Source organism: Paenarthrobacter sp. MSM-2-10-13, assembly GCF_011605365.1.
Lineage (GTDB): Bacteria > Actinomycetota > Actinomycetes > Actinomycetales > Micrococcaceae > Arthrobacter.
The window spans coordinates 462,080-485,953 of the sequence record NZ_JAAOXO010000003.1 but is presented as its reverse complement, the minus strand read 5'-3'; the positions used below and the strand labels follow the sequence as shown (position 1 = coordinate 485,953).

The following is a 23,874-nucleotide window of genomic DNA, read 5'->3' as shown; positions in this document are numbered from 1 at the left end:
GTTCAACAACAGGGTCAATGGGCGTGGGTAAACCTTCAAGTTTGCTCCCGTAAACTGGCCCCGTTGCCCCAAGCTATGCACGTTGACGTCGAATACCCCGAGGAACTGATGAGCCCCGCAAACGAATCACGCCTGTCCAAGGCCGAAAGAACCGCCCAGGCGCGGGAGAAAGCGCGCGCAATCCGCGAAGAACAGCTGAAGAAGGAGAAGCGCAACAAGCTTCTTGTCGGCTGGGGAATCGTGGCGGCCGTAGTGGTCATCATCGTCGTCATTGCCTTCGCGTTCATTGGAGCCCAGAACAACAACGCGCCTGTGGCCGATCAGGGTCCCACCCCGGCGAACGGCAACGTTCACGGCGGCATCACTTTGCTGGCCAACACTGAAGTGGTGAAATCGGAACCTGCCACAGTCAACGTCGCTGATGTCCCGGCTCCCCTGGAAACCAAGCCGGCTACGGTAACCGTGCCTGGCGGCGAGGCCGAGGCCGGCAAGCCCGTCAAGGTCATTGCCTACATCGACTTCATCTGCCCCGTCTGCAAGCAGTTCGAGACCGCTTACGGCGAATCTCTCACCAACCTGCGCAACGAAGGCAAGATCTCCCTCGAGTACCGTGCCCTCGGCTTCCTGGACCGCCAGTCCACCACCAACTACTCCTCACGGGCAGCCAACGCTGCTGCCTGCGTAGTGAACTCCTCGCCCGAGAAGTACGCGGAATTCTTCAACCTGCTCTTCGAACGCCAGCCGGCTGAAGGTGGAGCGGGAATCTCCGACAACGACCTGAAAAAAATGGCCACCGAAATCGGTGCGGCCAACATCGACTCCTGCATCGACAGCAAGCAGTTCCGTCCGTGGGTGAAAGTTGCCACCCAGGAAGCTGCGGCGATCGGCGTCACCGGTACTCCCACCGTATTCATCGACGGCAAGCAGTGGGACGGCAGGTCCGACCTGAACGCTGAGATCCAGACGGCAATCACCGCCAAGGGCTAACCCTCGCGGAATGCACGACGGCGGCCGGTCACCCTTTGCGGGTGGCCGGCCGCTGCTGCTTGGCAGCGAATTTCGTTGACGGGGATGGTCTGGGCTAACCTTATCTAGCGCTCTTTCGCGCTTTGCTTTGGGTAACCGAAGCGTGCCTCCTTAGCTCAGTTGGCCAGAGCACCGCTCTTGTAAAGCGGGGGTCGTCGGTTCGAATCCGACAGGGGGCTCCACGAACCCCTCCGTACCGGCGATTTTGCCGGGATGGAGGGGTTTTTCTTGTTTGCGATGCACGGCACTACACGTTTACTACACGCTTTCAAGAAGGCAGACGACACCAGCGGACTGTTTGGGGGTATCCGGAAGTGCTGGGACAGAGAATGTATGCGTGGCGGCGCCCGCTGTGGCCAATCACCTTGGCTATCCTTGTTGCCGATATTGTTCTGTGGCTGGACATCAACAGTGTCACAGGCGGCAACCTGGCCTGTGACACTGTCGCGTTGGTGGTGACGATTGCTTGACTTGTTCTGGGGCAGTTCATCGGCCCGAAACCCCAGGCCAGGAGAGTCGCGAACCAGACTCCCGAAAGTCTGAGCGTTCGCAAGGCCAGCCACGCACCGCGGGTACGGAATGCTCTAGTGTGCCGTGACGGCCCTGACCACCTTGGAGTCGAGCTCTTCCGGCTTAGCGGTGCCTGTTCCGGCGTCCTGCCCGGTCGGCGAAGGCATCCAGGGCCTCGATGATGTCGGGACTGGGAGGCCAATGGTGTCCTTTGAGAAGAGTCTTCGTGATTTTCTCATAATGGGCGTGATTGAGAATATCAGCGGCGTTTGTTCTCACGTCGGGCTTCGCACAGAGCCTGGCTATGCGGCAAGCAGGGCGAGAGTTCAAGTGGCCATCTTGCGGGGGAGCTAGCGGGTACGCGTAGGATCGTCCCATGGGGACCAAGGGCACGACCAAGGTATTCGCTGTTCTAGCAGGGGTGTTGGTGGCAGTGTTTTCGCTTTTTGCCGCACTATGGGTGAACGGAAACATCCCTTTGCCTGCGGCCGCAGCCACTTCATTTGTTCTCGGTGTGGGAACGTATCTAGCAACCATCAAAGGCACGGCTAGGAAATCCACTTAGCAGGCACGAGAGACCAATGCCTACCCTCGAGCCCAGGAACCAGAGCCACCACTCGAAGGAATCGCGCGTCCTGATTCAGGACGTGATCCCGTACGAGGTGGCCGAAAGCCTTGAAACCCTGCAAGGGCCGGCGGAGGGCGTTCTAAAGCTGCTGCACCACTTTTACTGGGGGCCGGAGGCTGATTGTGGTCTGGGACAGCTCGAAGGTGTGTACAAGGCATATCAGGCGATCCTGCGTGAAGGCACACGGGTAGATCAGGAGCAACTGCTCAACGCCAGCCTTTTGGTGAAGGTATGGGGCGAGTTGATGCTTCCCGTTCGAGTCCGGGATTTGTGGGAGAACAAGTTCCCGCAGCTGGCACAGCATTCCTAATATAAGACCGCCAATACCAACGTCATGCCAGGCGTCTCGCGTTGGATGGCTTGGCCGCTCTCCCCAAAACCTGCGGAAAGTGCTCTTATGTAGAAATCGGGGACATGAATTTCGCGTAGGGGAGCGGCCGTGAGCAGTCAACATGAAGCACTGACACCAAGGCGGAGTTCGATGCGCTCCAATCTGCTGATACTCGCAGTGTTCACAGCAGCACTGAGCTGGTGCATCGCACTCCTCGGAATCGTGAACAGCCCAGCTGGTGCAATCTTCTTGACCATCCCAGCGCTGGCAGCCACCGGGATCGTTGTCGCCGCGGCGAAGCGACGCCGACGCGAGCACGCCCGGCACCTCGGCACGCCCACTCCTAATGGCATGAACGCCCTGAGAGCGCAGAGCAACTCCGTACTGATCCTGCTGAGCTTCACCGCGGTGCTCTGCTGGTGGATCGCGATTGTGGGTCTCAGTACAGGGGCTGGTGCGTTCTTCCTGTGGCTTCCTGTCCCGGTGACGGCCGGGACGGTGGTTATGTGGCTCTACATCAAACGCTGGAAAGTTGCCCGGATCTGAACCATGCAAGCCATGCAGATGTGAGAGATGGGAACCGCAACGCCTGGTTCTCCTAGTCGCTGTGGTAAGTCCAACTATTGACACTTATCCCCACAACGGTAGGGATTAGCGCCAGGGTCCCCATTCAACTATTGACACTAAGCCCTACGACTGTAGGGTTTGGTGTATGCAGCACATGAGCGGGATGACCATCGCGGAGGCCGGGGACAGGCTCGGTATCACTCGCGCCTCAGTTCATGACCTGCTCGAGTCTGGCCAGTTGACGGCCAGTGGCCGCGCTGGCCGCATGTTGCTCATCGATCGTTCGTCGGTGGAGCGCCTGGCCCTGGCCGGCACCCGTCGTGGCCGCGCCTGGACGGCCAGGACTGCTTGGGCTGCATTGGCGCTGCTCTCTGGTCAGAACCCCACGTGGATCAGCGCTTCGGAGAAGTCCCGGTTGAAGAGGCGACTGCGTGAGCTGGACGCCGACGCCGTTCGAGTTCTTGCCCGGAACAAGGATAAAACCCACCGCTACAGGGCGACTTCGGACGGGCTGGCCGCACTTAACGACTACCTGATCCCCAGCGGTGCCTCGGCCATGCGCGAGGAATCCATTGCAGGGACCTTCGGGATGGCCGGCGGGAGCGGGACTGCAGAGGGCTATGCCATGATCGGCGACGTGTCCGCCCTCGCGGACGCGTTCGGCCTGGTTGAAGATCCCGACGGCAACGCCATCATTCATGAAGTCGATTTGGATGAACCCTTCGTTGACGGCCGGGCGCCGGTGGCAGCCATCGCCGTGGACCTCATGGACTCACTGGCAACCCGCGAACGCAGTGCCGGGCAACGCGTCATCAACGAACTGCTCCATGTCTGAAGCTGAACTGGACGCCGTCGCCGAAGCGGCAGATGACCGCGAGACGTGGGACGTGCCCGTCCCTCCGGGAGGCTGGGGAACACCATGGCCACAGTGCGTGGAACTGGCCCGGGCCCTGCCGTCCACCCAATGGACGTTGGTCGGTGGGCTCATGGTGCAGCTGCACGCTGCGGCCGCAGGTCTTGCCGTCTCCAGGCCAACGGCGGATGTCGACATTGTGCTGCACATCGAGACCGGTGCGGCGACGACGGCTGTAGTCAATGCTGTCCTGAACGGGCTCGGGTACACCCTGGAGAAGTCCATCTCTCATGACGCACCAGCCCACCGTTTCCTCCGTGGCAAGCAGCAGATCGACGTGATGGTGGCGGACCACCTGCCCCCGGCGAAGATACCGACCCTGGGTGGCCGCAAACCATTCCAGGTATCCGGCGGCACGCAGGCGCTGCAGCGGACGGTGAACTGCCGGATGAGCGTCGACGACGACAAACCGGTACTCATCAGCATCCCGAATGCTCTCGGGGCGTTGGTCTTGAAGGGCGCGGCCTACCGTGAGGACTCCCGGGACAGGGATCGGCACCTCGATGATGCCGTTGTCCTCTGCGCGACCATCAGAACACCCTTGGTCACGGCGGCCCAGATGAAGGGCAGCGATAGGTCGCGGGTTCTTTCCCTGCACAAAGTGCTGGCCGATCCTGGGCACCGATCGTGGCAGCTGCTGGACCCGGCCGACCGAACACCGGCGATGGACGCGCTGCGCATACTTGCCGCCAATCACAGCCTGCCGCCGGCTAACCGCCTCAAAACGGGCTGACGACGTCGAGGAACGGCTGTCAAATAACCATGGCCAGATAATTACGTCCATGGTTATTTGACCCGACGGCCAATCGCGGAATGCGTCTACGCATGGTCAAGGGTGAAGGGTTTGATGTGGCAGCATGCTGTCGGGGCGTTTAGCCTCGCCCGTTCAGAAAGGGACCTCATAGTGTCACCGCATCAGACGCCGGCCCGAAGTTCCCGATGCTGACCGCTATCAGCAGCGGAACAGCCATGCGCCGTACCGTAAGAGCCTCGCTCATGAGCTCAGCCTTGCTTGCCGTTCCCGAGGCAGTTGTGAGTTCAGGATGAACGAATGGGTTGGCGTTGCCACCCCTACTTGGGCGGCCCGGGCAACAATCGCCCCGTTTTGATCTGCCAATTCTGACGGTAATCCTGAAGCCAGGTCGCGTTGCATGGATGACGTCGTCGTAGGGTCGAAGACATCGGTGTAGACCGAGAAGACTTCCTCCACGTCCTCGCTCGTAAACGTGACGCCGTAGGCGTGAGCTACCGAGGCGACCTCAAGGATGCCATCACGGACCATTGACCGGGTCTCGGGATGCGTGCGGGTCACCCCGACGGGGACTCCTGAGACGGCGCCTACCCCTCCATAGGAAGCGATCAGGGCGATCTTCTTCCAGAGCGCGCGTTGCACGTCCCGGACAAGGGTCGCCGTGACGGAGCTTTCATTGATGGCATCGACCACCCTCTCGGCGATGCCGACGTCTGCGCCGACCTCATCGAAGAGTCCCGCGCTGAGGGTGGCTTCTCCGCCGATCAGCTCAACAGCCAGCGGGGCCGTGCGCCTGACGATGACAACGCACGTTGTGGCGATGACCGGGGAGGCAGGGAAGATGCGCCGGGCGACTTCGGGGGCCTCTATGCCGTTTTGCAGTGTGACCAGCGGGGTTCCGTTATTGATCTTGCCCTGCAGCTCGAGAAGGGCGTCCTCGACCTGCCAGGCTTTGGTGGCAATCAAGACAACGTCGACATCCGCCGGGTCAATCACAGAAACGACTCTTACCCCGGATATGGTTTCTGTTCGACCAGCTGTGAACAGGTGCAGTTTGGTGTCCTGGGTGGATGACCGGGCTTTCAGCACTACGCTGTGGCCGGCCTGGGCCAGGCGTGCGGAGAAGTACAAACCCATGGCTCCGGCGCCGTAAACGAGGATGTTCACGGACTCAACCTCTCATGGCGGCCGGAGCGGAGTTCAGTAGCTCCAACCCCCTTCATACACAGCTCAAGCTTGTCGTCATTGCTGGCGCTGGAGGGGGCGCGTTCGCCGGCATCACGGATGGTTCCGTGGGAGCTGGCCTTGATCGGGAAGTCGTTGTACCGGGGTTTATGTGTGCTCGGAAACTGGAGCATGGGTCGCCTATCGCTCGAAGGAGAAAGGTGTGGCCTCGAGAGAAATCCGGTTTCAACCCCTAGGAGCCACGGTGCCTGTGACATTGTCAGCCGGAACGTCCGTGCCCGTCTCCGCTGCATGCCGCGCATGGTCACAAACATGCAAAGGACGATGAGCAGGCAGGGACAGCGGGGGCTATCGTCACCACAAGGCCCACAACAGTAGCCAAGGCCGCCATGACGATCATGAGTGATTTAAGCGAAGCGACCAGTTTCTCTACCAGAGTTACGTCCATCTCGGCTGGTTCAGGGACTGCCTCGCTGTAGGCCCTGGTTGCTCCGCGCATCCATACTGCCGGTGAGGCCAAGCGCGAGGCAACAACGGCCTCTGCCTCCTGGAGCTCGGAAAAATGGCGGACCCGCAGCTCGGCGATGATCTCGGCATCAGCTTTGTTGAACCGGCTTAGGACGAAGCGGTGCTGGACGGCCAGCTGTAGTTCGGCGGCGTCCAACAAAGCTGCGGCTTCAGCCGTCTGCTCGGCGCGGACCAGGTGGGAGTCGGTGACTGTGGGAGCTTGTTCCAGGCCGTCGTCCGGACGCCATAGCCCGGCAAACCATCGGCAAGCAGATTCGTCCACCACCGAGGTGGGTGGTTCCCCTAACCGCTCTGGATCTTTCAAGCCTTTCCGGTCTCAGCGGTGCCTGTCCGGCGTCCTGCCCGGTCTGCGATGCCCCGAGCCACCTCAGCGTCTCCACGGACGGTGGCAAACGCCGAACGGGCGGCTCTAGTTTCTAACCAAACCGATCTTGGTTGCGACAGCATCAGCCTGAAGATACATACGCATCAGAAGCACCACCAGGACTGCAGTGACGCCAAGGCCAGTGAAGAAGATCAACGGCACGCTGGCGTCATCCTTGGGCAGGACGGCGAGGAGAACCCACAGGGCTGCCGTGCACACGAGTAAGAAGACGACTATCCCTCTCAACATCCTCAAAGAAGCCTCATGCGCAGCAATCCAGGCCTCATCGGAGGCCATGGTTGCCTTGGACCGTATGCCGAAAGTGGGATTCGGTTTGGACTGTCCCGCTTCGATCTGTGAAGCCAGCATCTTCAGGAGCCCGGCAACGACCAGGAAAGCGATGCTGAACATGGCGGTGCTGAAAGCTGCCCCCAAAAGCTACCCTTTCGTTGTGGCGTCCCTTATTCGATGGGTAACGGTAACCCAGTTGGTATGGAGTGGCGCAAGTCAACGACCGGAGCCGCGACTCCTGCCCGGCCCCGCCGCCGCTCAGGGCCCAGCTTGCAGGCGGCCCAGGGAAAGGATTAGTTGCTCGTCCACGTCCTCGGCCTTAAGAAGCGCGACGCAACCGGCAAGCAGAGTGGTGTCGCCGGTGGCGTCTCATGCATCCCGTCTCGCCAAGCGCTCGAGATTAGCGCCAGCGTACCGGGACGACTGGACGGACATTCAACCGTCTGCACGGGCAACGCTGGCCTTCTGTCGGAGCTGCAACAGCCCCGCGACGGTCAGACCGGCTGTAAGGGCCACGGCAGCTACCCAGAGTGTGAGGCCGGCAAGGTCGTGTATGGCCATTTGGGGGAGTCGCCTGTCAGGCACGGCCACGACGCCGATGAATGCTCCGACAAGGCCGAAGTAACTGCCGCTCATGAACCGCTGATGGGCACGGATGTTGCCGCGGCGGACGCACCACAGGCCCGTGGTCAGAGTGCAGAACGTCAGGACGGATAGCGCGTGGAGCCAGTTGAATCCTCCGTCGATGGTCCGGATCCCGAAGGAGGTGAGGACCACGATGTACATGGCTACCGCCCAGATGCGGCCCAGGATCTTGTGCGCTGCGCTGCCTTTGTTGCGGCGGAGCAGGTTCACTGCGCCGAAGATCAGGGCGTAGCCCGCTGCGATGGCATGCAGGGCGATCAGGAAAGTCCACGGCGAAGGCATGTGGCCAGCCTAGCGAGTCGGATGGGGCTTACCGGATCGTGTTGGCGGGGGGCGGCTGAGATCTTTGCCGGGAACTGGTACAAGAGCTCAGGGTCGTCTTCATCCAATCACGCGGCGCAGATCCGAATGATCCCGTCCGGCGAGGTACTGAACAGGCCCACCGGGCAGAGTGCCGCCGTCGTGAGTTCATCGCCTCAGCGCTCTGGGCAGCTCTCCCCATGGCACTCCTGCGTTCCCGTGCCTACGATGACAGGGGACCGCTCGGTCCGCTCAGTCACTTTCTTGGGGAAAAGGACCTTACCCATGCCGTTGCCTCGACCTGCCACTCACCATCCGCTTCGAAGGACACGGCAAGGAGTGTGGGCCGCCCTGGTGACGGCCGTCCTGGTGGCTGCCGGCCTTTTCGCCGGCGCGGCACCCGCCTCGGCCGCAACTTACACCTTCAAGGGTGTGGTCAAAGGAAAACTGACGGCCACCGCAACGGCCACTGCGCTTGGCGACGTATGGGTGGGGGCGTACACCAATGACGACCGCGCCTCCTTGGTGGCCGGTGCGTGGTCTGCCCCCGATGGCTCCTACAGCTTTAGCGTGCCGACTGCCGGCAGTTACAAGCTGTGGACCACCTGCAGCAGCGGACCTTGCTCCGCCACCTACGCCGACGAGTGGAACGCGAACCAGTCCAGTTCCTACGGTTCGACGCCGGTTGCCGTCACCGACGCTGCCCCCATCACCACTTTCAACCCGCAGTTGGAAGCCTTCGGCAGCATGAGCGGCAGGGTCACTAATAAGGCTGGCCAGCCCGTGACAGCAGTGTCCGTCTCTGCCTCACCCAACAACGGCGGACAGGTGAGCAGCACCAAGCCTGATGCCAACGGTTACTTCACCCTCACCAAGATTCCGCCCAACCAGGCATACATCAGCGTCCGGGACGAGTCGGGCCAGCGTCTCTATCTGGAACAGTATTGGAACGGCACGGGCACCGTGGATACCTACAGCACGGCTACCGTCCCGCCCGGTGTGCAGTGGACCAACGTGAACTTCATCCTCAAGGATGAAACCCTCATGGAAGCAACTGTCGTCGATCCGGCAGGCGCGCCGATTGCCGACGTCGGGTATGTCCCGTGGGTCTACAACGACGCAACGGGAGCCTGGGACGGACCACAGATGGGTCCGCTTACCTCGGATGCGCAGGGCAAGATCTACTGGCGCATGGCAGTGGGAAAGAAATACAAGCTCTGCGTCTCGGACACGGTTTACGAGGGCACGCCCCGCGAAAAACGCTACAAGGCCGAATGCTACGACAATACGGCCACCAAGGACACGGCCACCGTTCTGACGGCAACCGCTGCCGGCCAGCGTGTAAAGCTGACCATGCAACTGGACGTCGAAGGGCTGTCGCTGGCACCTGGCAGGCCATTCGTTTACGGTTCTGCCCAGGCCGGACAGAAACTGACCGTTGATCCCGGTGTCTGGGGACCGGCTCCGGTGACCCTCGCCTACCAGTGGCAGCGCTCCAAAGACGGCGAGGCCCTTCAGGACATTGCCGGCGCCACCACCACTGCGTACGTGCCCACCGCCGCTGATGCCGGGTACGATATCTGGGCGAAAGTCAGCGGGACCAAGACCGGGTATGCGTCATCCTCCACCTCGGTACACGGCGGAAAATCGGGCGCCGACGCCGTCACGGCTTCCAAGCCCTTCACCCTTCTGGGAACGCCCAGCGCCGGGAACACTCTGACCGTTGACCACGGCACCCTGAATCCCGCTCCCGATTTTGGTCCTTACTACGACTGGTTCGTCGACGGCGTGCAGGACTACAGGTCAAACGGGCCGACGTTCCTCCTCCAAGCCTCCGACGCCGGCAAGAAAGTCACTGCCCGGCTGAGTGTCCACGACTGGCCCCTGCAGCCCTATTACGGCCAGGCCACCGTCACCGTCGCTGCCGGGACCTTGACGGCTCCGGTGCCGACGATGTCCGGGACGGTGAAGGTCGGCTCGGTGTTGACGGCTGCTCCGGGGGCGTGGGGTCCTGCTCCTGTGACGCTGGCTTATCAGTGGTTCCGGAGCGGTGTTGCCGTGACGGGTGCTACTTCTGCTACTTACTCGTTGGTTGCGGCTGATCTGGGTAAGGCCATGACGGTCAAGGTCACGGGTTCGAAAGCCGGGTTTACGACGGCGGCGAAGACTTCCGCTGCTACGGCTGCGGTCGCTGCCGGTACCCTGACGGCTCCGGTTCCTGCGGTGTCGGGCACCAACACGGTGGGCAGCACGCTCACTGCGACTCCCGGCACGTGGGGTCCTGCGCCCGTGACGCTGACCTACCAGTGGTACCGCGGAAGCACCGCCATTTCGGGCGCCACCGCCCAGACGTACAAACTGGTCGCTGCGGACAAGGGAAGTGCCATCAAAGTACGCGTGACCGGCACAAAGACTGCGTACACTGCACTGGCGCGCTACTCTGCGGCCACGGCCCTGATCGGCTGATCAGAAGTTGCTGGCGGGGGTCGCTTGGTTGGCGGCGGTGGCTCCGGCTATCCGCTGAGCCTTGCCGTGTCCGGCCCTTACTCGGGCTTGAACGATGACAACCGGCTGATCCGCCGCCGCGCCGCAGCAATCAACGGACGTGCTGCCAGAACGCCTGCTTTCAACGAGCCAAGAACCTTGTTGAAACTGCCTTCGAAGCGGCCTCTGCTTCGCCAGTTTTGCGTCAGTTCCCACGTGGTGCGGACGGAATGCACGGCGAGTACGACGGTAAAGAGTGAGATCACCAAGCCAGCGATCGAGGCGGCCACGATCATCACACCTGTGATGTGCACCAAGAAGACGGCAGAGATCACAACCGTGTGGGCGTCAAGAAGTTCCATATTCATTTCTCGTTGTGCGGGATGGTGAGTTGGTAGTGCCAGGGTGCGGGAGACGGAACCCGCTGCCAGGTGCGCGGGTTGCACCTTCAGTTTCGTCTTTATCCTAGCTACGAGCACCTAATGGTTCGTTGGCAACGCGTCACGTACTTGTCAGAATTGCCAGGACGGCAGAGTGTCCGTCAATACGCTGCCCGAATAAGCGGCAGCGTCCAGCTCGGCACAGTGACAAGGACGAGAAGATGGCAGAACCACAACCACTGGACATCACCTTTGTTGCCCTGCTCGGCAAAGTTCGACCAGGAGATACCTGGACCTGTGTCCAATTGCCTGAGTCAGCGAAGATCTTTGGAACCCGTGGACTGGTCAAAGTGGCCGGCACAGTAGACGGGCACCCGTTCACTGGAGCCTTCATGGCGTTGGGAGACGGTACGCACAAACTGCCGGTGGCCGCTCCTGTCCGCAAAGCCATCGGCAAGGGCGACGGTGACGCCGTTGAAGTTCACCTCACTCAGCGACTGAACTGACACTAGAACTCCAAGAACTAGCTGAAATCCGCCGCCGGATCTTTTCAGCCGTCAGTCTTGTTGGGGTAGTCGAAGCTGCAAACGAAATGTGACTGGCGTTCAGCCCGCGGCGCCAAACTTACCCGATGATGCTGAGTCGCCCGGCGCCCCGTTGCTCATTGGAACCGTGAATACCGGGGTGAGCAGGCCATTCACGCCACGACTCTGAATTCGTCTGATCCCCCGCGTGTGTCTCTTCCCTTCCTGCAAAACGACTCCCGGTGGTCTGACCCCAAATTGCTTCCTACACGCAAGGCGGCGCGTGGGCTTGGCACGCAGAAGATGAACTGGGCGTCATCCGCGTAGGTGCGAGGGCCGACGTCGTGGTCTGGTCTTCGAATCTCTACGCTCTTGGAGCGGACGAACTCCTCGGCGAGCGGGCCGACCTGACGATCGTCAATGGCGCAGTGGTCCACGATGCCCGGAGGGAGTTCGCCGAAGAGCCACCTGTGGAGGCCGCAGCGGCCTATGCGACCAAGGGCGTCCCGTCCTCCGCGCACTCAACGTGCTCACACTAACGCCAAGCTCCCGGGGCGCAGGGATCCCCTAGGGCCGTAAGCCCTCAATCCAACCGAAGCAGCTTGTCAGTCTAGGTTGACAGTTCCATACTTGTCAGTCTAGCCTGACAGGTATGGAAGCTGATGATCTATCCGAGCAGATCCATTCGACGAACCCCGCCGTGGGCCTACGCGCAGTGGGAGCCCTTCACCGCCTGGCCGAGCAGGTTGAGGCGGTCCACGTGCGGGCGGCCCGTGAGCAGGGGTGGACGTGGGAGCAGATCGGTGATGCCTTGGGTGTCTCACGACAATCAGTGCACGCAAAATACAGGGAATGAGTTGAGCCATGTTTGAACAATTTGCCCGTGATACCCGCAGGATTGTGGGGTACGCCATGGAAGAAGCCCGAGGCAGGGGCGACAAGCGACTGGGAACGGAGCACCTGCTTTTGGGGGCGCTTCATGAACCGGAACCCGCCGCGGTCCTTGGCATCACTCTGGACGATGCTCATAACGCGGCGTCCCGGTTGGATGCCGCTGCGCTGAAGGCTATCGGGCTGGAAACCAGGAACCTTAAGGGGGTCACGATGCCAACCAAGGGGAGGAAGCCGCCGTTTAGTTCGGGCGCCAAGGAAGTGATGGCCAACATGGTGAAACAGGCAATGGATCAGAAGTCCCGGCAGATCACAACGTCAAACCTTCTTGTGGCGCTTCTGGATCGCGAAGAACACGATCCTGTGTCTGCTCTCTTCGAAGAACTCAAGGTGGACAAAACGACGGTTCGAGCCCGACTCCGGTGAAGGGGCTCTCTACCGGGCGCTTTCCTTGCGCTTCTTGACCCTCCGGATGATGAGCCACACGACGAACGCGGCAAGCCCTGCGTAGACGGCGTAATTGAGGAATCGCGAATACTGATCAACCAAGTGGTATTGCTTGCCGAGCAGTGCTCCCGCTCCAATGAGCAGGGCGTTCCACAAGCCCGTGCCAGCCACAGTAAAGATGCTAAACGTCACGAGGTTCATGCGTTCAGCACCTGCCGGGAGGGAAATGAGGCTGCGCACCCCGGGAAGCAGCCTGCCAAAGAAGATCGCTGACTTGCCGTGGCGTTCGAACCATCCAGCGGCTTTCTCGAAATCTTCCCGATCAACCAACGGCAGTTTTGACAGCAGCTTGATGGCCCTTTCCTGCCCCACCTTGTAACCCAGCCAGTACAGGAGCATCGCTCCGGCGTAGGCGCCAAGTGTGCTGGTGACAAAGACCAGGATCAGGTTCATGCCACCCTGCTGGGTAAGGAACCCGGCCAGTGGGAGGATCACCTCGCTGGGTATGGGCGGAAACACGGTCTCCAGGAGCGTCAACAAGCCGACGCCCCATTCGCCGAGGGCTTCGATTACCTGTGCGGCCACCCCCACAATCCCGGTTAGTTCATCGGCTGCAGCGGTCGCCGTGAGCAAGCTGATCAGGTTGATCTCCCTTCATGACGGACGCTTCGAAAAGACCTGGCGCGGAAATTGACGGTGACAAAGAGAAGCCCAGTGATGGGGGACCACTGGGCTTCCACCTCAACGCTATGCCCATCTACGCCCTCCGGCAACAAGCAATGTAAAGAGGTTTTTTACGCTGGTAACTGCACTGCAACAAAGGCGCCGCGTCGGAGCTCAACTGCCTAGGCGCCGTGCGGCCGAATACGGGCGTGGTGCCCGGATCGGACCTTCAGTGAGGATGGTCGGAACCGATGGACGGTGCGCGGCTCGCCCCTCGGATGGCGGGGGTGGCGAGCCTTGGGCTTGTGCTCTTCCTCGGCGCGCGAGGAGGGGAGCAGGGCCAATGGCAGGATGGTGGCTGCGAGCCAGACAACCACGCCAATAAGCACAAGAAGGATGGCTGAAGTGGGCTCCATAGCCCAAGCATAGGCACCTTAATCACCGTTGGTAAGTAGCCTGATTACCACCTTTCCGGGCAGTGTCCTTGACAAGCCCGGCGGTGCCACAACACTGATTTCATGTACAGGAACAGCCGCGTCTCAGCCCAGTTTTCCATGTCCCTTGACGGATTCATCGCTCGGGATGATGACGGAGTCGGACCGCTCTTCGACTGGTACGAGGCCGGACCCGTTGAAACATGGATGCCGGGTCACCCCGTGCCGTTTCATCTCAGCGAAGCCGATGCCGCTTACTGGAGATCACTCCCAAGGGAGGGTGCATTCATCTGCGGCAGGCGGATCTTCGATCTGACGAGGGGGTGGGGCGGTCACCCGCCCAATGAGTCGCCCACCGTCGTCCTGACGCATCGCGAACCTCCTTCGGATTGGCCGCCGGTCCGGCGGGACGGCCAGACTGTCCCGTTCGAATTCGTTGGGGACCTGGGATCGGCACTGGAGCGTGCGGCGCACCTCGCGGCGGGCAAGGAGATAGGTGTTGCCGGCGCGGACGTGGCACGGCAGTGCTTGCGCCTCGGTGTGGTGGACGAACTCCGGGTTGATTTGGTGCCCGTGCTGCTCGGAAGTGGCATTCGTTGGTTCGGTGACCTTGGCGCGGAGTTCGTGCTGGACGATCCCGTGATCGTCCCAGGAACACGCGTCACCCACCTGAGCTATCAGGTGCGGTCCCGGGATCTGCGCTAACGTCACCCCAGGTTATCCACAACCGGGCATACAGCGTACGACGGCGGGGCCTCGCCCGCGCTAGGCTGGTCACCTCGGCTGATGCAAGTGGCCGCAGGAACCACAACGCGGAGCCACATCTTCATGTCCGATGACCTTGCCCTGACCGCCCTGGCGGCCACTTCCTTTTCTTTGCCTGAGCTGCGCGACGGACAACTCGCAGGTATGACCGCCGTCGTCGAGGGTCGTGATGTCCTCGCTGTCATGCCTACCGGGTACGGAAAATCCGCTACCTATCAAGTCGCAGCACTGCACCTTCACAACACAACGGGCCGACCCGCCGTCGTCGTTTCTCCACTTATTGCCTTGCAAGAAGACCAAATGGACGGGCTGAATGAGGACCTGGGCGAGGGCGCCGCCGTCGTCATCAATTCCTCCCTCAGTGCTTCGGAGGTGGAGGCAGCGTGGCAGGCAATTGAATCCGGAAAGGCGATATTCCTGTTCCTCGCACCCGAACAATTGGCTAAGCAGGAAACCGTGGACCGGATCGCCACGCTGCACATCACCATGTTCGTAGTGGACGAGGCACACTGCGTATCATCTTGGGGACATGACTTCCGCCCGGACTACCTCGACTTAGGTAGCGTCCGCGAGCGACTGGGTAACCCGCCGGTCATAGCCCTGACCGCAACTGCGTCCCCACCCGTACGTGAGGAAATCGTCAAGAGGTTGGGCATGACGGAACCCCTGGTACTGGTGCGTGGCTTCGACCGCCCCAACATCAGCCTCGACGTTGTCCGGCACCAAGAGGACAAAGGCAAACGGAAAGCCGTAGTGGAGCAGGTCATCGCCCTTGCCAAGGCCTCGGGCATGGGGCTGCTCTATGCCGCTACCCGCAAGGACACCGAGAAGTACGCGACCAAGCTGGTAGATCAAGGTCTGCGGGCTGAGGCTTACCACGCGGGACGGTCTGACACTGACAGGGAAAGCATCCACGAGCGGTTCCTGGATGACCAGCTGGACGTAGTTGTTGCCACTACAGCCTTCGGCATGGGGATCGACAAACCCAACGTCCGGTTCGTGGTGCACGCCGATATTCCGGAGTCCTTGGACGCTTATTATCAGGAAATCGGCCGCTCGGGCCGGGACGGCGAACCGGCCGCTGCGACACTGCACTACCGTGCCGAAGACCTTGGGCTGCGTAAGTTCTTTGCCACCCATGCCCCGGACGCTGAGGAGCTCATGGCCGTGCTGAAAGTCGTCAAGAACGCCGGTGCACCTGCCCCCAAAACCGCCTTGGTAGAGCTGACAGGCTACCCTGCCCGCCGTGTCACAGCACTGGTGAACCAGTTGGAGGAAACAGGCGCCGTGAAAATCGGCAAGCGCGGCATCCGGCTTGGTTCCAAAGCCAAGCTGACCGCTTTAGTGGACCGCGCCGTCCAACTGGCTGAGGCGCGTCAACGCGTGGACCAGTCCCGGCTCACCATGATGCGTGGCTACGCGGAGACGGACGGCTGCCGTCGCCAGTTCCTCCTGGGCTATTTCGGGGAGGACCTGCCGTATACCTGCGGCAACTGCGATGCTTGCGCCGAAGCACCCGACGACGCCGGGTCAGGTTCCGCTGGTCACTTCACCTCAACTGCCGAGAACTTGTTCCCGTTGCAGTCCACCGTGATCCACAAAGAGTGGGGTCCCGGTTTGGTGATGAGGCACGAGGACGACGTCATGACTGTTCTGTTCGAAAAGGAAGGCTACAAGACCTTGTCCCGTACCGCCGTCGTCGAGCATGAATTGCTGAAGCCGGCTTAGGTGCGGGCCGTGCGCATCCCGGGCCTTCCACGAAAGATCACCACCATCAGCGTGCAGATCAGTGCTGCCGCGCTGAGCAGACCCAGCAGACCGCCCCATGGAGTGTAGTCACCACCGGATATGAAGAAGGCGTCTGCCAAGGCCATACCGGCGGAGAAAGATGCAAAGAAATACATGGGTGCGCCGAGCACCAGGATCAAGAGTTGGACAATTACAACTGTTCTCAGCCGTGAAATAACCCGGGTTGCCGTCAGCAGGACCACAACCAGAGCAAGAAGCGTTCCGAGGCTTGTCCACGTCAAAACTGCCACCAAGGAGATCGACTCGTTGCGTCGGGCCAATCCTTCGTGGATTTCGTCCAACGTGGCGCCCGGAACAGCGGCGAGCGGATTCCACACGAGGATCTGCAACGCTGCGGTGAGCCCGTAGGCCGCTATTGCCATGAGCCCAACGATGCTGACGATGACGCGCGATGTTTGTGTGCTGCTTCCCTTGATCCCCATGCAGGCAGCCTATTCGTATCAGGTGTTGAGCTCCAGCATGAGGGCGGGCAGTTCGTCGGCGAGCTCGCGGGCCAGGAACCCGAGCGGGCCGAGCTTGCTGGCCAGGCGGTCGGCAGCGGCGGCGTGGAGGTGCGTGCCCCAGCAGGCAGCTTGAGCGTCGCTGGTACCTCGCGCGCGGAGCCCGGCGATTGCCCCTGCCAAAACATCACCGCTGCCTGACGTGCCCAGTCCGCCGTAACCAGTGGTGATCTTCCACAGCGGCGAGTCGTCTGCTGTTGCGGCGCCAGGTCCGGCGATGTAACCCTGACAACTCACCACCGCATCGAACCGGCGAGCGACCTCAGCTACGTCGGTTTCCAGGTCCTCCACGTCCCTGCCCAGAAGAAATCCGGTTTCGGTCGGATTCGGTGTAAGGATCAGCCGGCCGCGCCACGGCCCCAATTTTTCCTCAATCTTTACCAAGCCGCCCAAGGCGAAGGCGTCAAGAACGATGGCGGGAGCACCGCCGTCGTTGGCCGCCTCGTGGGATTCCTCCCGCTCCAGCAGCGCTCGCAGCAGCGATTCGGCGAGTTCCGGATCGTCCAGGCCTGGTCCGATCAGCACGGCATCAGCCCGATCCAGGTAGGACGAGATCCTGTCGAGTCCTTCCCCGGTGACGGACCCTTCCGGGTTCTCCGGCATGCCCACGGAACCGCATTCCGGGAGCGCAACTCCTACGGGGACCGCTACGGATTCGGCCACTGCCAAAGTGATCTTTCCGGCGCCGGCACGAAGGGCTGAGGTGCCGGCCAGCAACGCCGCGCCGGGAGTTGCGCGAGCTCCGCCGATCACCAGTACTGCGCCGCGCGAGTACTTGTCCTCTCCGGGGGCCGGCAGCGGCCAGTCGCGCAGAAGCGACGGCGTCACCAGCGTGGGTGCCTGGGAATTACCGTGGATGGACACTGGCATCTCCAGAATGCTCGGTGACCGTAACGCCCTGTTCGGTGAGGTGGTCAGCAACATTGAAGCTCTCCAGTTGCCAGGGACCTGCGCCCGAGGGACGGACATACCGGGTGATGGAAGCATTCAGCACCGATGTGGTGGCCGCAAGGTCAAGGATTTCCTGCTCGGACATGCCCTCCAAAACGTAACGGACCAGCAGGATGACGGCGTCGTGGCAGACCAGCATCACCCGTTGCCCTGTTCCCAAGGTGTTGAGCTCATCCAGGATGGATCGCAGACGGAGTGCGACGTCAGCCCACGATTCACCGCCTGGCGGCCGGTAGTACAGCTTGCCCAGCCACAACCGCCGCTCTGCTTCGTCCGGGTATCGGGTCTCTACTCCCAAACGTGTTAGCCGGTCCAGGATGCCCAGCTCCCGGTCCCGGAGACGTTCATCAGTAAGCACTTTCACAGGCCAGCCGGCTGTCTCAACGGCGATTTCCGCCGTCTGAAGGGCCCTTGCGTAGGGGGAGGAGACAATGGCATCCGGTCGGAGTTCTTCAGCGATCCGGGCGAGTGCCGTCCCCAGGGCCTTCGCCTGGTCCTGCCCGGTGCTCGACAGATTCACATCAGCATCCCTGGCTGGAACGTCAATGACTTCGGCTCCAGCCAGACGAGCCTCCGTAGCGGCCACGTTGCCTTCGCTCTCGCCGTGCCGGATCAGGAGCAACTCAACGGCGCCCGCCTCCTGCACAGCATCCGTCAGCCCGTCCTCGTTCACAAAGATCACCCTTCCGTGTGCGTTGCCGAATGCAGAACACTACCCACTGCGTACCCACAGGAACAGAGGATAAACGCTCGACGGTGATCACAAGCCTCTGTTGTGGGAACTGGGAGTGCAGTAAGTTGCTCGCATGGAGGACTCATACCCAGTCATCATTGTCGGTGCCGGATTCGCGGGCGTTGCAGCTGCAAAAGAGCTGGGCCGCAAGGGCATTCGTGTCTTGCTGATCGACTCAAATAACTATCACCAGTTCCAGCCGCTCCTCTATCAAGTGGCAACCTCGCAAATTGGGGTTTCGGCCATTGCCCGGCCACTGCGTTCCGTTTTCCGGCGCTACAAAAGTGTCAAAGTTCTGACCTCGAAGGTTGACGCCGTTAACGCCGCGGAGCGGGTGATCACAACTGCCGACGGCCGCTCGCTGCGGGCAGATGTCCTGGTCATTGCAGTTGGGGCGGTCCCGAACTTCTTCAATACACCTGGAGCAGAAGAGTATGCCTTCCCACTGTATTCCGTCACAGATGCGACGAAGCTGGGGAGCGGCCTCACCCGCTTGTTGGACCAAGCCGATAGGAACCCGGACGGGTCTGTGGACGTAGTGGTGGTGGGCGGCGGACCCACCGGAGTTGAAACGGCCGGGGCAATGGCCGAGAACGTTAAATACGTGGTGAGCAAGTACTTCTCGCCGGAACTCGCGGCACGCTGCAGGGTTCATTTGGTAGACATGGTTCCCACTGTCCTGAATATGTTCTCAGCCAAGTCCCAGAGCTATGCCACTGATCATTTGAAGAAGGTGGGCGTTCAACTCCATATGGGACAGGGTGTCACCGAGGTAAGGAAAGACGGAGTGACCCTGGCTGACGGAAGCTCCGTGCCCGGGCAAATTGTCGTGTGGGCCGGTGGACTAAAAGCAGGGGACCTCATTGGCGGTTCGGGCTTGACCCAGGGGAGGGGAGGTCGCGTTGACGTCAAGACGGACCTGACTGCCCCTGGCGTTGAGGGCGTGTATGTCATCGGGGATTGCGCCAACATCACCGATTCAACGGGGGCAAAATTGCCCCAGCTGGGTTCGGTGGCTCAACAGGCCGGAAAATGGGCTGCCAAGAACATTCTCGCGGACCTCAAGGGCGAGAGCCGCGATCCGTTCCGGTACGTCGACAAAGGCTATATGGCGATGGTGGGGCGCGGAGCTGCTGTGGCAGAGCTGGGCCGCAAGCGAATCCAACTCCAAGGCATCCTGGCCTTCTTGTCCTGGCTGTTGGTGCACCTCGCCCTTTTGTCCGGGCTCCAGCAGAAAATCCGGGCTTTGTTCTCCTGGCTTAACGGATACATCCTTCACAGCCCTGCACAGGTGGTAGTTAGCGGGCCCACTGAGAAGGAAACAACGGAGCAGGATCCGCCCAGCACTTGAGCCCCGCACGACGTTTTACTCGTAATGAATGGTTTATTGCGATGCCCGGTTGGCAGAAGCCGCCAGTCGACTTTGCTTGTATGCCGAAGATGCCCAGTGCAGGTGAATACATGCTCCGATGATCAGCAGCACGGCAGCCACTGCCGCTGGCCACGGAGTCCAGCTACTACCGGCGTGCCCCACAACCCGTAGGTGCTGGCGTGGGTCGTCCGGATAGACGCTGAGGATTACGGGGGAGCCAGGTCCCGGAACCGCTATGCACGTTGAATTGGTATCAAACGTTTCGTTGTATTGCCGTCCTTGGAATTCGAAGCCCAATCCCAACACACAGTGTTCACCACGATGTCTGAATCCTTCTTGAGACGTAACAATTCCCTGAACTTGGACACTGCTGGCGGCGACCTGGATCTGGGTTGACACCAGAATGAAGGAACCGACCACGGCGGCAACGAGCACTAGTGCGGCGAGCACGCGCCACAGGAACATCCGAACCACGCGCGGCTTGGCTCCGCGAAACATCCCCCATGCACTCATTCTGGGAAGATAACAGGAGGAACCCAAACAAGGAGCATCATGACACTCAAAGAACGCCTCAAGGCGGACGTCGTCGACCATATGAAGGCGGGCAACAAGCTTGCGTTGACCACTGTGCGCAACGTGCTGGGTGAGATCACCACCCGTGAGAAGTCTGGCAAGACGCCGGTGGAGCTCGACGACGCGCAGGTCACCTCGCTGCTTCAGAAGGAAGCCGCAAAGCGGCGGGATACGGCTCGGATCTACACCGAGGCGGGCGAGGCAGATCGGGCCGCAGCCGAGGTGGCGGAGGCCGAAATCATCGAGGCCTACCTGCCAAAAGCTCTTACGCGGGAAGAAGTGGAAGCAATCGTTGACGATGCCGTGGAGGCACTGAAAGCTGATGGCCAAGAGCTGTCCATGCGTTCCATAGGAGCCGTGATGAAGCCCGTCACCGCCAAGGTTGCTGGACGGTTTAATGGCAAGACTGTCAGCGAGATCGTGCGGGGACGCCTGGCGTAGAGTCAACTGACCCCAAGCAGCCACCGCAGAGTGTCAGCGTTGCGCACGGCGTTACCACCGCCGTCGTTGTTGAAGTAGACGTACACGTCCTTGCCGTAGCCGGCCCACTCGCGAATCCGGTCCGCCCACCATCGCAGATCATCATCGGAGTATGAGCCGCCATAGAGGTGCTCATGGTCCGGGCCGTGCAGTCGAACGTACACGAATGGTGCGGTGGCCCGGAGGATGCAGGGCAGATGGGCGCCGCTCATGATGCAGTAGGCGGCGCCTCGACGCTCCAGCAGGGCGTAGACGTCCGGGTGGTCCCAACTGTCATGACGAAACTCGACGGCGATGCGAACCCACTGCGGAAGCGTGGCCAGGAAGTAGTCGAGCCGGGCGTCGTCGCGTTGAAAATCAGGTGGAAGCTGGACCAGGAGTACAGCCCTTTTGTCGCCGAGTTCGTGCCAGCAGCGGATGATCCGTTCCACCCAAACTTCAGGACTGTAAAGCTTTTTGCCGTGCGTCAGACCGCGTGGCGCTTTCACCGACATGGCAAAGCCGGCAGGGAGACGCTCCCTCCAACTCGCGAAGGACGTATCGCGCGGCCACCGGTAAAAACTTGCGTTTAGCTCAACCGTGCTAAATCGCGCAGTGTAGTGGGCCAGACGCTTGGCCACGGGAAGACTCGGGGGATACAGCACGTTCTCCCAATGGTCGTAGCTCCAGCCTGAAGTGCCAATGTGGATGCCCATGGTGTGGATGGTAGCGGGATTCTGGGCCGAAAGGGTGGTGGCTTGGGCGGCTCACGCTGCTGGCCTAGACTCGAAGGGCCAAATCCAGTTGATGGGGGAACCATGGAGAATCAGGCCAATTCTGCTGCGCAAGAGGCAGATGATCAGCCCGACCGCAAGGTGACGGGCCCTGTTCCACCGGAATGGCTGGGGCCGGTCCTTGCCCTCGCTGCCTTCGCCTCAATGGTCATTGGCTCGATCATTCAGGGAGGGATCCTTCTGGGGGTTATCGGATCGCCACTTCTCCTTGCTTTTCTTATTCACGTCTTCTTGAGGAGATGGGCGAGGCGCACCAAGGGGTATATCGGCCTTGGAATCGTTTTATTGCTCATCGTCAGCGCAATTTCCTCCCAAGGAAGAGGCACCGTCGACCCTATGTACTCCTTCCTTGCGCACATACTTGGACCCTTACTGGCCGTCGCGGCCGCCTGGTGTTTCCGCCAGCGCGCTCCTCTGACGCCCGCAGCCGTTGCGCGGTCCGGACCATCCTCCGCCGGGGCGCCGGGTGGGCTGCATAGCTCCATCGACGCCATGCAGAACATCACCGCGGTTCTAGTTGAACTGTTCCCCACCCTGCCGCCGACGTGGTCTTCGGCGTGGCTGGAATTCAGGGAAATCGGCTCTCATCGCGAATGCGTCTTCAACGTCGAAACGGCAGGGGCGCGGTTCACCACGGAAGTCCCAGCACACTTGGCTGACCAGATGTCTGAGGCCAGGAACATCATGCGCGGCCCCGGAGGCAATACGTGGTTCGCGGCCACCATTACACTCAATCCAGCGGATCCCGGGAGTTACCAAACCGAGTTCAATTACGACAAAGAACCGGAATGGCTCACCGAGCCGACGAAGGCCGCGTGCCTCAGTGAAACGCGTCGGATCCGAAAGCTTGGCACACTCCCTGGATGGGCACATCAGCGGATGGTCTCCGTCAAATAATCCGCCAGTCGCTAGGCTAAGGACCCTGCGAAACACTGTTTTTGGGTGACCCGGCTGGCAGCGACCCACGATGACGGACTCCGAGACCCCTATGCAGCCTCACCGCGTAATTTACGAATTGACATTTCGACGACGGCGCCATCGTTGGGTGGGTAGCGGCTCCACATGATCGGTCGTCCCTTTTCGCAGGTCTGGATCACGGCTGGTTTTGCTTGGCGAGGCCTGTGCCGTTCGCCGGGTTGGGGTTAGCTGCCGAAGAGTTTCTTGCCGATCTTCGCGAAGATACCCGGTTCCTTGGATGGGTCTATGATTTCAGGTTGGACGGAGAAGTCGGTGCCATTTTCGGTGACAGGAAGGCGTTTGTTGGCCCACTCGACCATTTGCAGTTGGGGGTTGTAGACGGGTGGTGTGATGCCTTCGGCGCGGAACACCGTCCACATCCACTGCGGTATGTTGTCCAGCGTTCTCGGGAACGCTTTCAGATCCTGGAACAATGTCAGTGCGTCCGCCGGACGATCGGGGATGGTTGTTTCATGGGCGAGTCTGAGGAGTTCCACGTCGAAGACCTCAAGTCTGCCGTCCGAATCTGGATAGAGATAGACCTTGCAGCTGGTCCACGTTCCGGCCCCCAGCACATACGACTCGCGGCGGATTTGCTTGAGCCACTGACTCATTGCCTCTCGTGAGAAATCCAAGGAAAAACTGCGCGCCCCCCAAACACCATCCCGCAAGATTTCCTCTGTCCGTCGAGACCATGCCTGATGGATCACGGAGGTGCTTACGACTTCCTGGGCGCAGGAGCCAAGGCCGCCTTCTTTGAATGTTTCAACTTGCAGGCGACGGAGGCCAGACGTTACGGACGGGCTCCACGCAAGTTGGCCGCTACTCAAAATGTCTCCTCTAGGTCCAAGGGCAAATTCGGAAACTCGTGAAACATGGGTGTCTCTGAATCGTACTTGTGCGTGACTTCAATGCTGTCGGGCAGCCCGGGTTTTGGTCCGGGGACGGCTTCTACCTTTACACGCAAGTCTAGGGTTTGTCCGGTGTCGACGCGGTGGAGGGCCTTGGTCATGAGGTCTCTTTCGAGTTGGTAGAACGCCAGGGTGTTCGGAGGTACGTTGGGGGTTCCGTGGCCTCTGTTTTGGAACATGAGTTGGGC

27 protein-coding genes and 1 tRNA gene are annotated in these 23,874 nt (G+C 61.0%); 16 read left to right on the top strand and 12 right to left on the bottom strand.

Annotated elements, in window-relative coordinates; genetic code table 11:
* Window positions 1-108 precede the first annotated feature (108 nt).
* From HAV21_RS10575 to HAV21_RS10550, 6 genes are all read left to right on the top strand, one after another.
* On the top strand, window positions 109-987 hold the full coding sequence (locus HAV21_RS10575; protein WP_187697047.1) for a thioredoxin domain-containing protein: 879 nt from the start codon (window positions 109-111) through the stop codon (window positions 985-987).
* Window positions 988-1,131: 144 nt separating this feature from the next.
* Window positions 1,132-1,208 (top strand) — tRNA-Thr (locus HAV21_RS10570).
* Between the two features lie 909 nt (window positions 1,209-2,117).
* The gene (locus HAV21_RS10565) at window positions 2,118-2,474 is read left to right on the top strand and encodes a transcriptional regulator (protein WP_166841639.1); all 357 of its coding nucleotides are present in this window, start codon (window positions 2,118-2,120) and stop codon (window positions 2,472-2,474) included.
* Between the two features lie 171 nt (window positions 2,475-2,645).
* Window positions 2,646-3,041 (top strand): hypothetical protein, encoded by a 396-nt coding sequence (locus HAV21_RS10560; RefSeq protein ID WP_208096554.1) that lies wholly within the window; start codon window positions 2,646-2,648, stop codon window positions 3,039-3,041.
* Window positions 3,042-3,207: 166 nt separating this feature from the next.
* The gene (locus HAV21_RS10555) at window positions 3,208-3,897 is read left to right on the top strand and encodes a helix-turn-helix domain-containing protein (protein ID WP_166841637.1); all 690 of its coding nucleotides are present in this window, start codon (window positions 3,208-3,210) and stop codon (window positions 3,895-3,897) included.
* Window positions 3,890-4,708, top strand: coding sequence for a hypothetical protein (locus HAV21_RS10550; protein ID WP_166841636.1), 819 nt, complete (start codon window positions 3,890-3,892; stop codon window positions 4,706-4,708). The genes HAV21_RS10555 and HAV21_RS10550 overlap by 8 nt, the downstream gene beginning before the upstream one ends.
* 261 nt (window positions 4,709-4,969) lie before the next feature.
* Here HAV21_RS10550 and HAV21_RS10545 read toward each other — a convergent pair whose 3' ends face one another.
* The 4 genes from HAV21_RS10545 to HAV21_RS10530 all read right to left on the bottom strand — a co-directional run bounded on the left by HAV21_RS10545 (window position 4,970) and on the right by HAV21_RS10530 (window position 8,021).
* A complete protein-coding gene (locus tag HAV21_RS10545; protein ID WP_166841635.1) occupies window positions 4,970-5,893 on the bottom strand; it encodes a ketopantoate reductase family protein in 924 nt (307 codons plus the stop codon).
* Between the two features lie 322 nt (window positions 5,894-6,215).
* Window positions 6,216-6,743, bottom strand: a complete 528-nt coding sequence (locus tag HAV21_RS10540; protein WP_166841634.1) for a hypothetical protein — start codon at window positions 6,741-6,743, stop codon at window positions 6,216-6,218.
* 105 nt (window positions 6,744-6,848) lie between these two features.
* Entirely contained in the window at window positions 6,849-7,238 is a 390-nt protein-coding gene (locus tag HAV21_RS10535) for an SdpI family protein (protein ID WP_166841633.1), read from the bottom strand.
* Window positions 7,239-7,529: 291 nt separating this feature from the next.
* Window positions 7,530-8,021: a DUF2306 domain-containing protein gene (locus HAV21_RS10530; protein WP_142936535.1), complete on the bottom strand. Its 492-nt coding sequence runs from the start codon at window positions 8,019-8,021 to the stop codon at window positions 7,530-7,532.
* A 303-nt stretch (window positions 8,022-8,324) separates the two neighbouring features.
* On the opposite strand from HAV21_RS10530, the gene HAV21_RS10525 reads away from it, so the two are divergent.
* Entirely contained in the window at window positions 8,325-10,505 is a 2,181-nt protein-coding gene (locus HAV21_RS10525; protein WP_166841632.1) for a carboxypeptidase regulatory-like domain-containing protein, read from the top strand.
* A gap of 77 nt (window positions 10,506-10,582) precedes the next feature.
* Here the strand turns inward: HAV21_RS10525 and HAV21_RS10520 are convergent, their stop codons facing one another.
* Window positions 10,583-10,885, bottom strand: coding sequence for a hypothetical protein (locus HAV21_RS10520; RefSeq protein ID WP_142936527.1), 303 nt, complete (start codon window positions 10,883-10,885; stop codon window positions 10,583-10,585).
* 239 nt (window positions 10,886-11,124) lie between these two features.
* Between HAV21_RS10520 and HAV21_RS10515 the strand changes: the two genes are divergently transcribed.
* The 4 genes from HAV21_RS10515 to HAV21_RS10500 all read left to right on the top strand — a co-directional run bounded on the left by HAV21_RS10515 (window position 11,125) and on the right by HAV21_RS10500 (window position 12,744).
* Complete coding sequence (locus tag HAV21_RS10515; protein ID WP_142936526.1) at window positions 11,125-11,409, top strand: DUF1905 domain-containing protein; 285 nt, start codon at window positions 11,125-11,127, stop codon at window positions 11,407-11,409.
* A 275-nt stretch (window positions 11,410-11,684) separates the two neighbouring features.
* Window positions 11,685-11,966: an amidohydrolase family protein gene (locus tag HAV21_RS10510; RefSeq protein ID WP_142936525.1), complete on the top strand. Its 282-nt coding sequence runs from the start codon at window positions 11,685-11,687 to the stop codon at window positions 11,964-11,966.
* A 113-nt stretch (window positions 11,967-12,079) separates the two neighbouring features.
* A complete protein-coding gene (locus HAV21_RS10505) occupies window positions 12,080-12,283 on the top strand; it encodes a helix-turn-helix domain-containing protein (protein ID WP_024819718.1) in 204 nt (67 codons plus the stop codon).
* A gap of 8 nt (window positions 12,284-12,291) precedes the next feature.
* Window positions 12,292-12,744, top strand: coding sequence for a Clp protease N-terminal domain-containing protein (locus HAV21_RS10500; protein WP_166841631.1), 453 nt, complete (start codon window positions 12,292-12,294; stop codon window positions 12,742-12,744).
* Between the two features lie 9 nt (window positions 12,745-12,753).
* Here HAV21_RS10500 and HAV21_RS10495 read toward each other — a convergent pair whose 3' ends face one another.
* Both HAV21_RS10495 and HAV21_RS10490 read right to left on the bottom strand, forming a co-directional pair.
* Window positions 12,754-13,407, bottom strand: a complete 654-nt coding sequence (locus HAV21_RS10495) for a DedA family protein (RefSeq protein ID WP_142936523.1) — start codon at window positions 13,405-13,407, stop codon at window positions 12,754-12,756.
* A 203-nt stretch (window positions 13,408-13,610) separates the two neighbouring features.
* Window positions 13,611-13,844 (bottom strand): hypothetical protein, encoded by a 234-nt coding sequence (locus tag HAV21_RS10490; protein ID WP_166841630.1) that lies wholly within the window; start codon window positions 13,842-13,844, stop codon window positions 13,611-13,613.
* Between the two features lie 102 nt (window positions 13,845-13,946).
* Here HAV21_RS10490 and HAV21_RS10485 point away from each other — a divergent pair, with 102 nt between their 5' ends.
* Both HAV21_RS10485 and HAV21_RS10480 read left to right on the top strand, forming a co-directional pair.
* A complete protein-coding gene (locus HAV21_RS10485) occupies window positions 13,947-14,567 on the top strand; it encodes a dihydrofolate reductase family protein (protein WP_142936521.1) in 621 nt (206 codons plus the stop codon).
* A 123-nt stretch (window positions 14,568-14,690) separates the two neighbouring features.
* The gene (locus HAV21_RS10480) at window positions 14,691-16,355 is read left to right on the top strand and encodes a RecQ family ATP-dependent DNA helicase (RefSeq protein ID WP_208096552.1); all 1,665 of its coding nucleotides are present in this window, start codon (window positions 14,691-14,693) and stop codon (window positions 16,353-16,355) included.
* Here the strand turns inward: HAV21_RS10480 and HAV21_RS10475 are convergent.
* The 3 genes from HAV21_RS10475 to HAV21_RS10465 are packed head-to-tail and all read right to left on the bottom strand — an operon-like array spanning window position 16,352 to window position 18,569.
* Window positions 16,352-16,858: a hypothetical protein gene (locus tag HAV21_RS10475; protein ID WP_208096550.1), complete on the bottom strand. Its 507-nt coding sequence runs from the start codon at window positions 16,856-16,858 to the stop codon at window positions 16,352-16,354. The two genes, HAV21_RS10480 and HAV21_RS10475, sit on opposite strands and share 4 nt — an antisense overlap.
* A gap of 18 nt (window positions 16,859-16,876) precedes the next feature.
* The gene (locus HAV21_RS10470) at window positions 16,877-17,806 is read right to left on the bottom strand and encodes an NAD(P)H-hydrate dehydratase (protein ID WP_208096548.1); all 930 of its coding nucleotides are present in this window, start codon (window positions 17,804-17,806) and stop codon (window positions 16,877-16,879) included.
* A complete protein-coding gene (locus tag HAV21_RS10465) occupies window positions 17,784-18,569 on the bottom strand; it encodes a histidine phosphatase family protein (protein ID WP_166841628.1) in 786 nt (261 codons plus the stop codon). Before HAV21_RS10465 ends, HAV21_RS10470 begins: the two co-directional genes overlap by 23 nt.
* A 124-nt stretch (window positions 18,570-18,693) precedes the next feature.
* On the opposite strand from HAV21_RS10465, the gene HAV21_RS10460 reads away from it, so the two are divergent.
* Both HAV21_RS10460 and HAV21_RS10455 read left to right on the top strand, forming a co-directional pair.
* The gene (locus HAV21_RS10460; RefSeq protein WP_142936518.1) at window positions 18,694-19,971 is read left to right on the top strand and encodes an NAD(P)/FAD-dependent oxidoreductase; all 1,278 of its coding nucleotides are present in this window, start codon (window positions 18,694-18,696) and stop codon (window positions 19,969-19,971) included.
* 573 nt (window positions 19,972-20,544) lie between these two features.
* Window positions 20,545-21,006 carry a GatB/YqeY domain-containing protein gene (locus tag HAV21_RS10455; protein ID WP_142936517.1) on the top strand — a complete coding sequence of 154 codons (462 nt, stop codon included), beginning with the start codon at window positions 20,545-20,547 and terminating at the stop codon, window positions 21,004-21,006.
* Window positions 21,007-21,008: 2 nt separating this feature from the next.
* Here the strand turns inward: HAV21_RS10455 and HAV21_RS10450 are convergent, their stop codons facing one another.
* The gene (locus tag HAV21_RS10450; protein WP_142936516.1) at window positions 21,009-21,740 is read right to left on the bottom strand and encodes a DUF72 domain-containing protein; all 732 of its coding nucleotides are present in this window, start codon (window positions 21,738-21,740) and stop codon (window positions 21,009-21,011) included.
* A 102-nt stretch (window positions 21,741-21,842) separates the two neighbouring features.
* Between HAV21_RS10450 and HAV21_RS10445 the strand changes: the two genes are divergently transcribed.
* A complete protein-coding gene (locus tag HAV21_RS10445; protein WP_142936515.1) occupies window positions 21,843-22,715 on the top strand; it encodes a hypothetical protein in 873 nt (290 codons plus the stop codon).
* 245 nt (window positions 22,716-22,960) lie between these two features.
* Here the strand turns inward: HAV21_RS10445 and HAV21_RS10440 are convergent, their stop codons facing one another.
* On the bottom strand, window positions 22,961-23,605 hold the full coding sequence (locus HAV21_RS10440) for a hypothetical protein (protein ID WP_142936514.1): 645 nt from the start codon (window positions 23,603-23,605) through the stop codon (window positions 22,961-22,963).
* Between the last annotated feature and the right edge of the window lie 269 nt (window positions 23,606-23,874).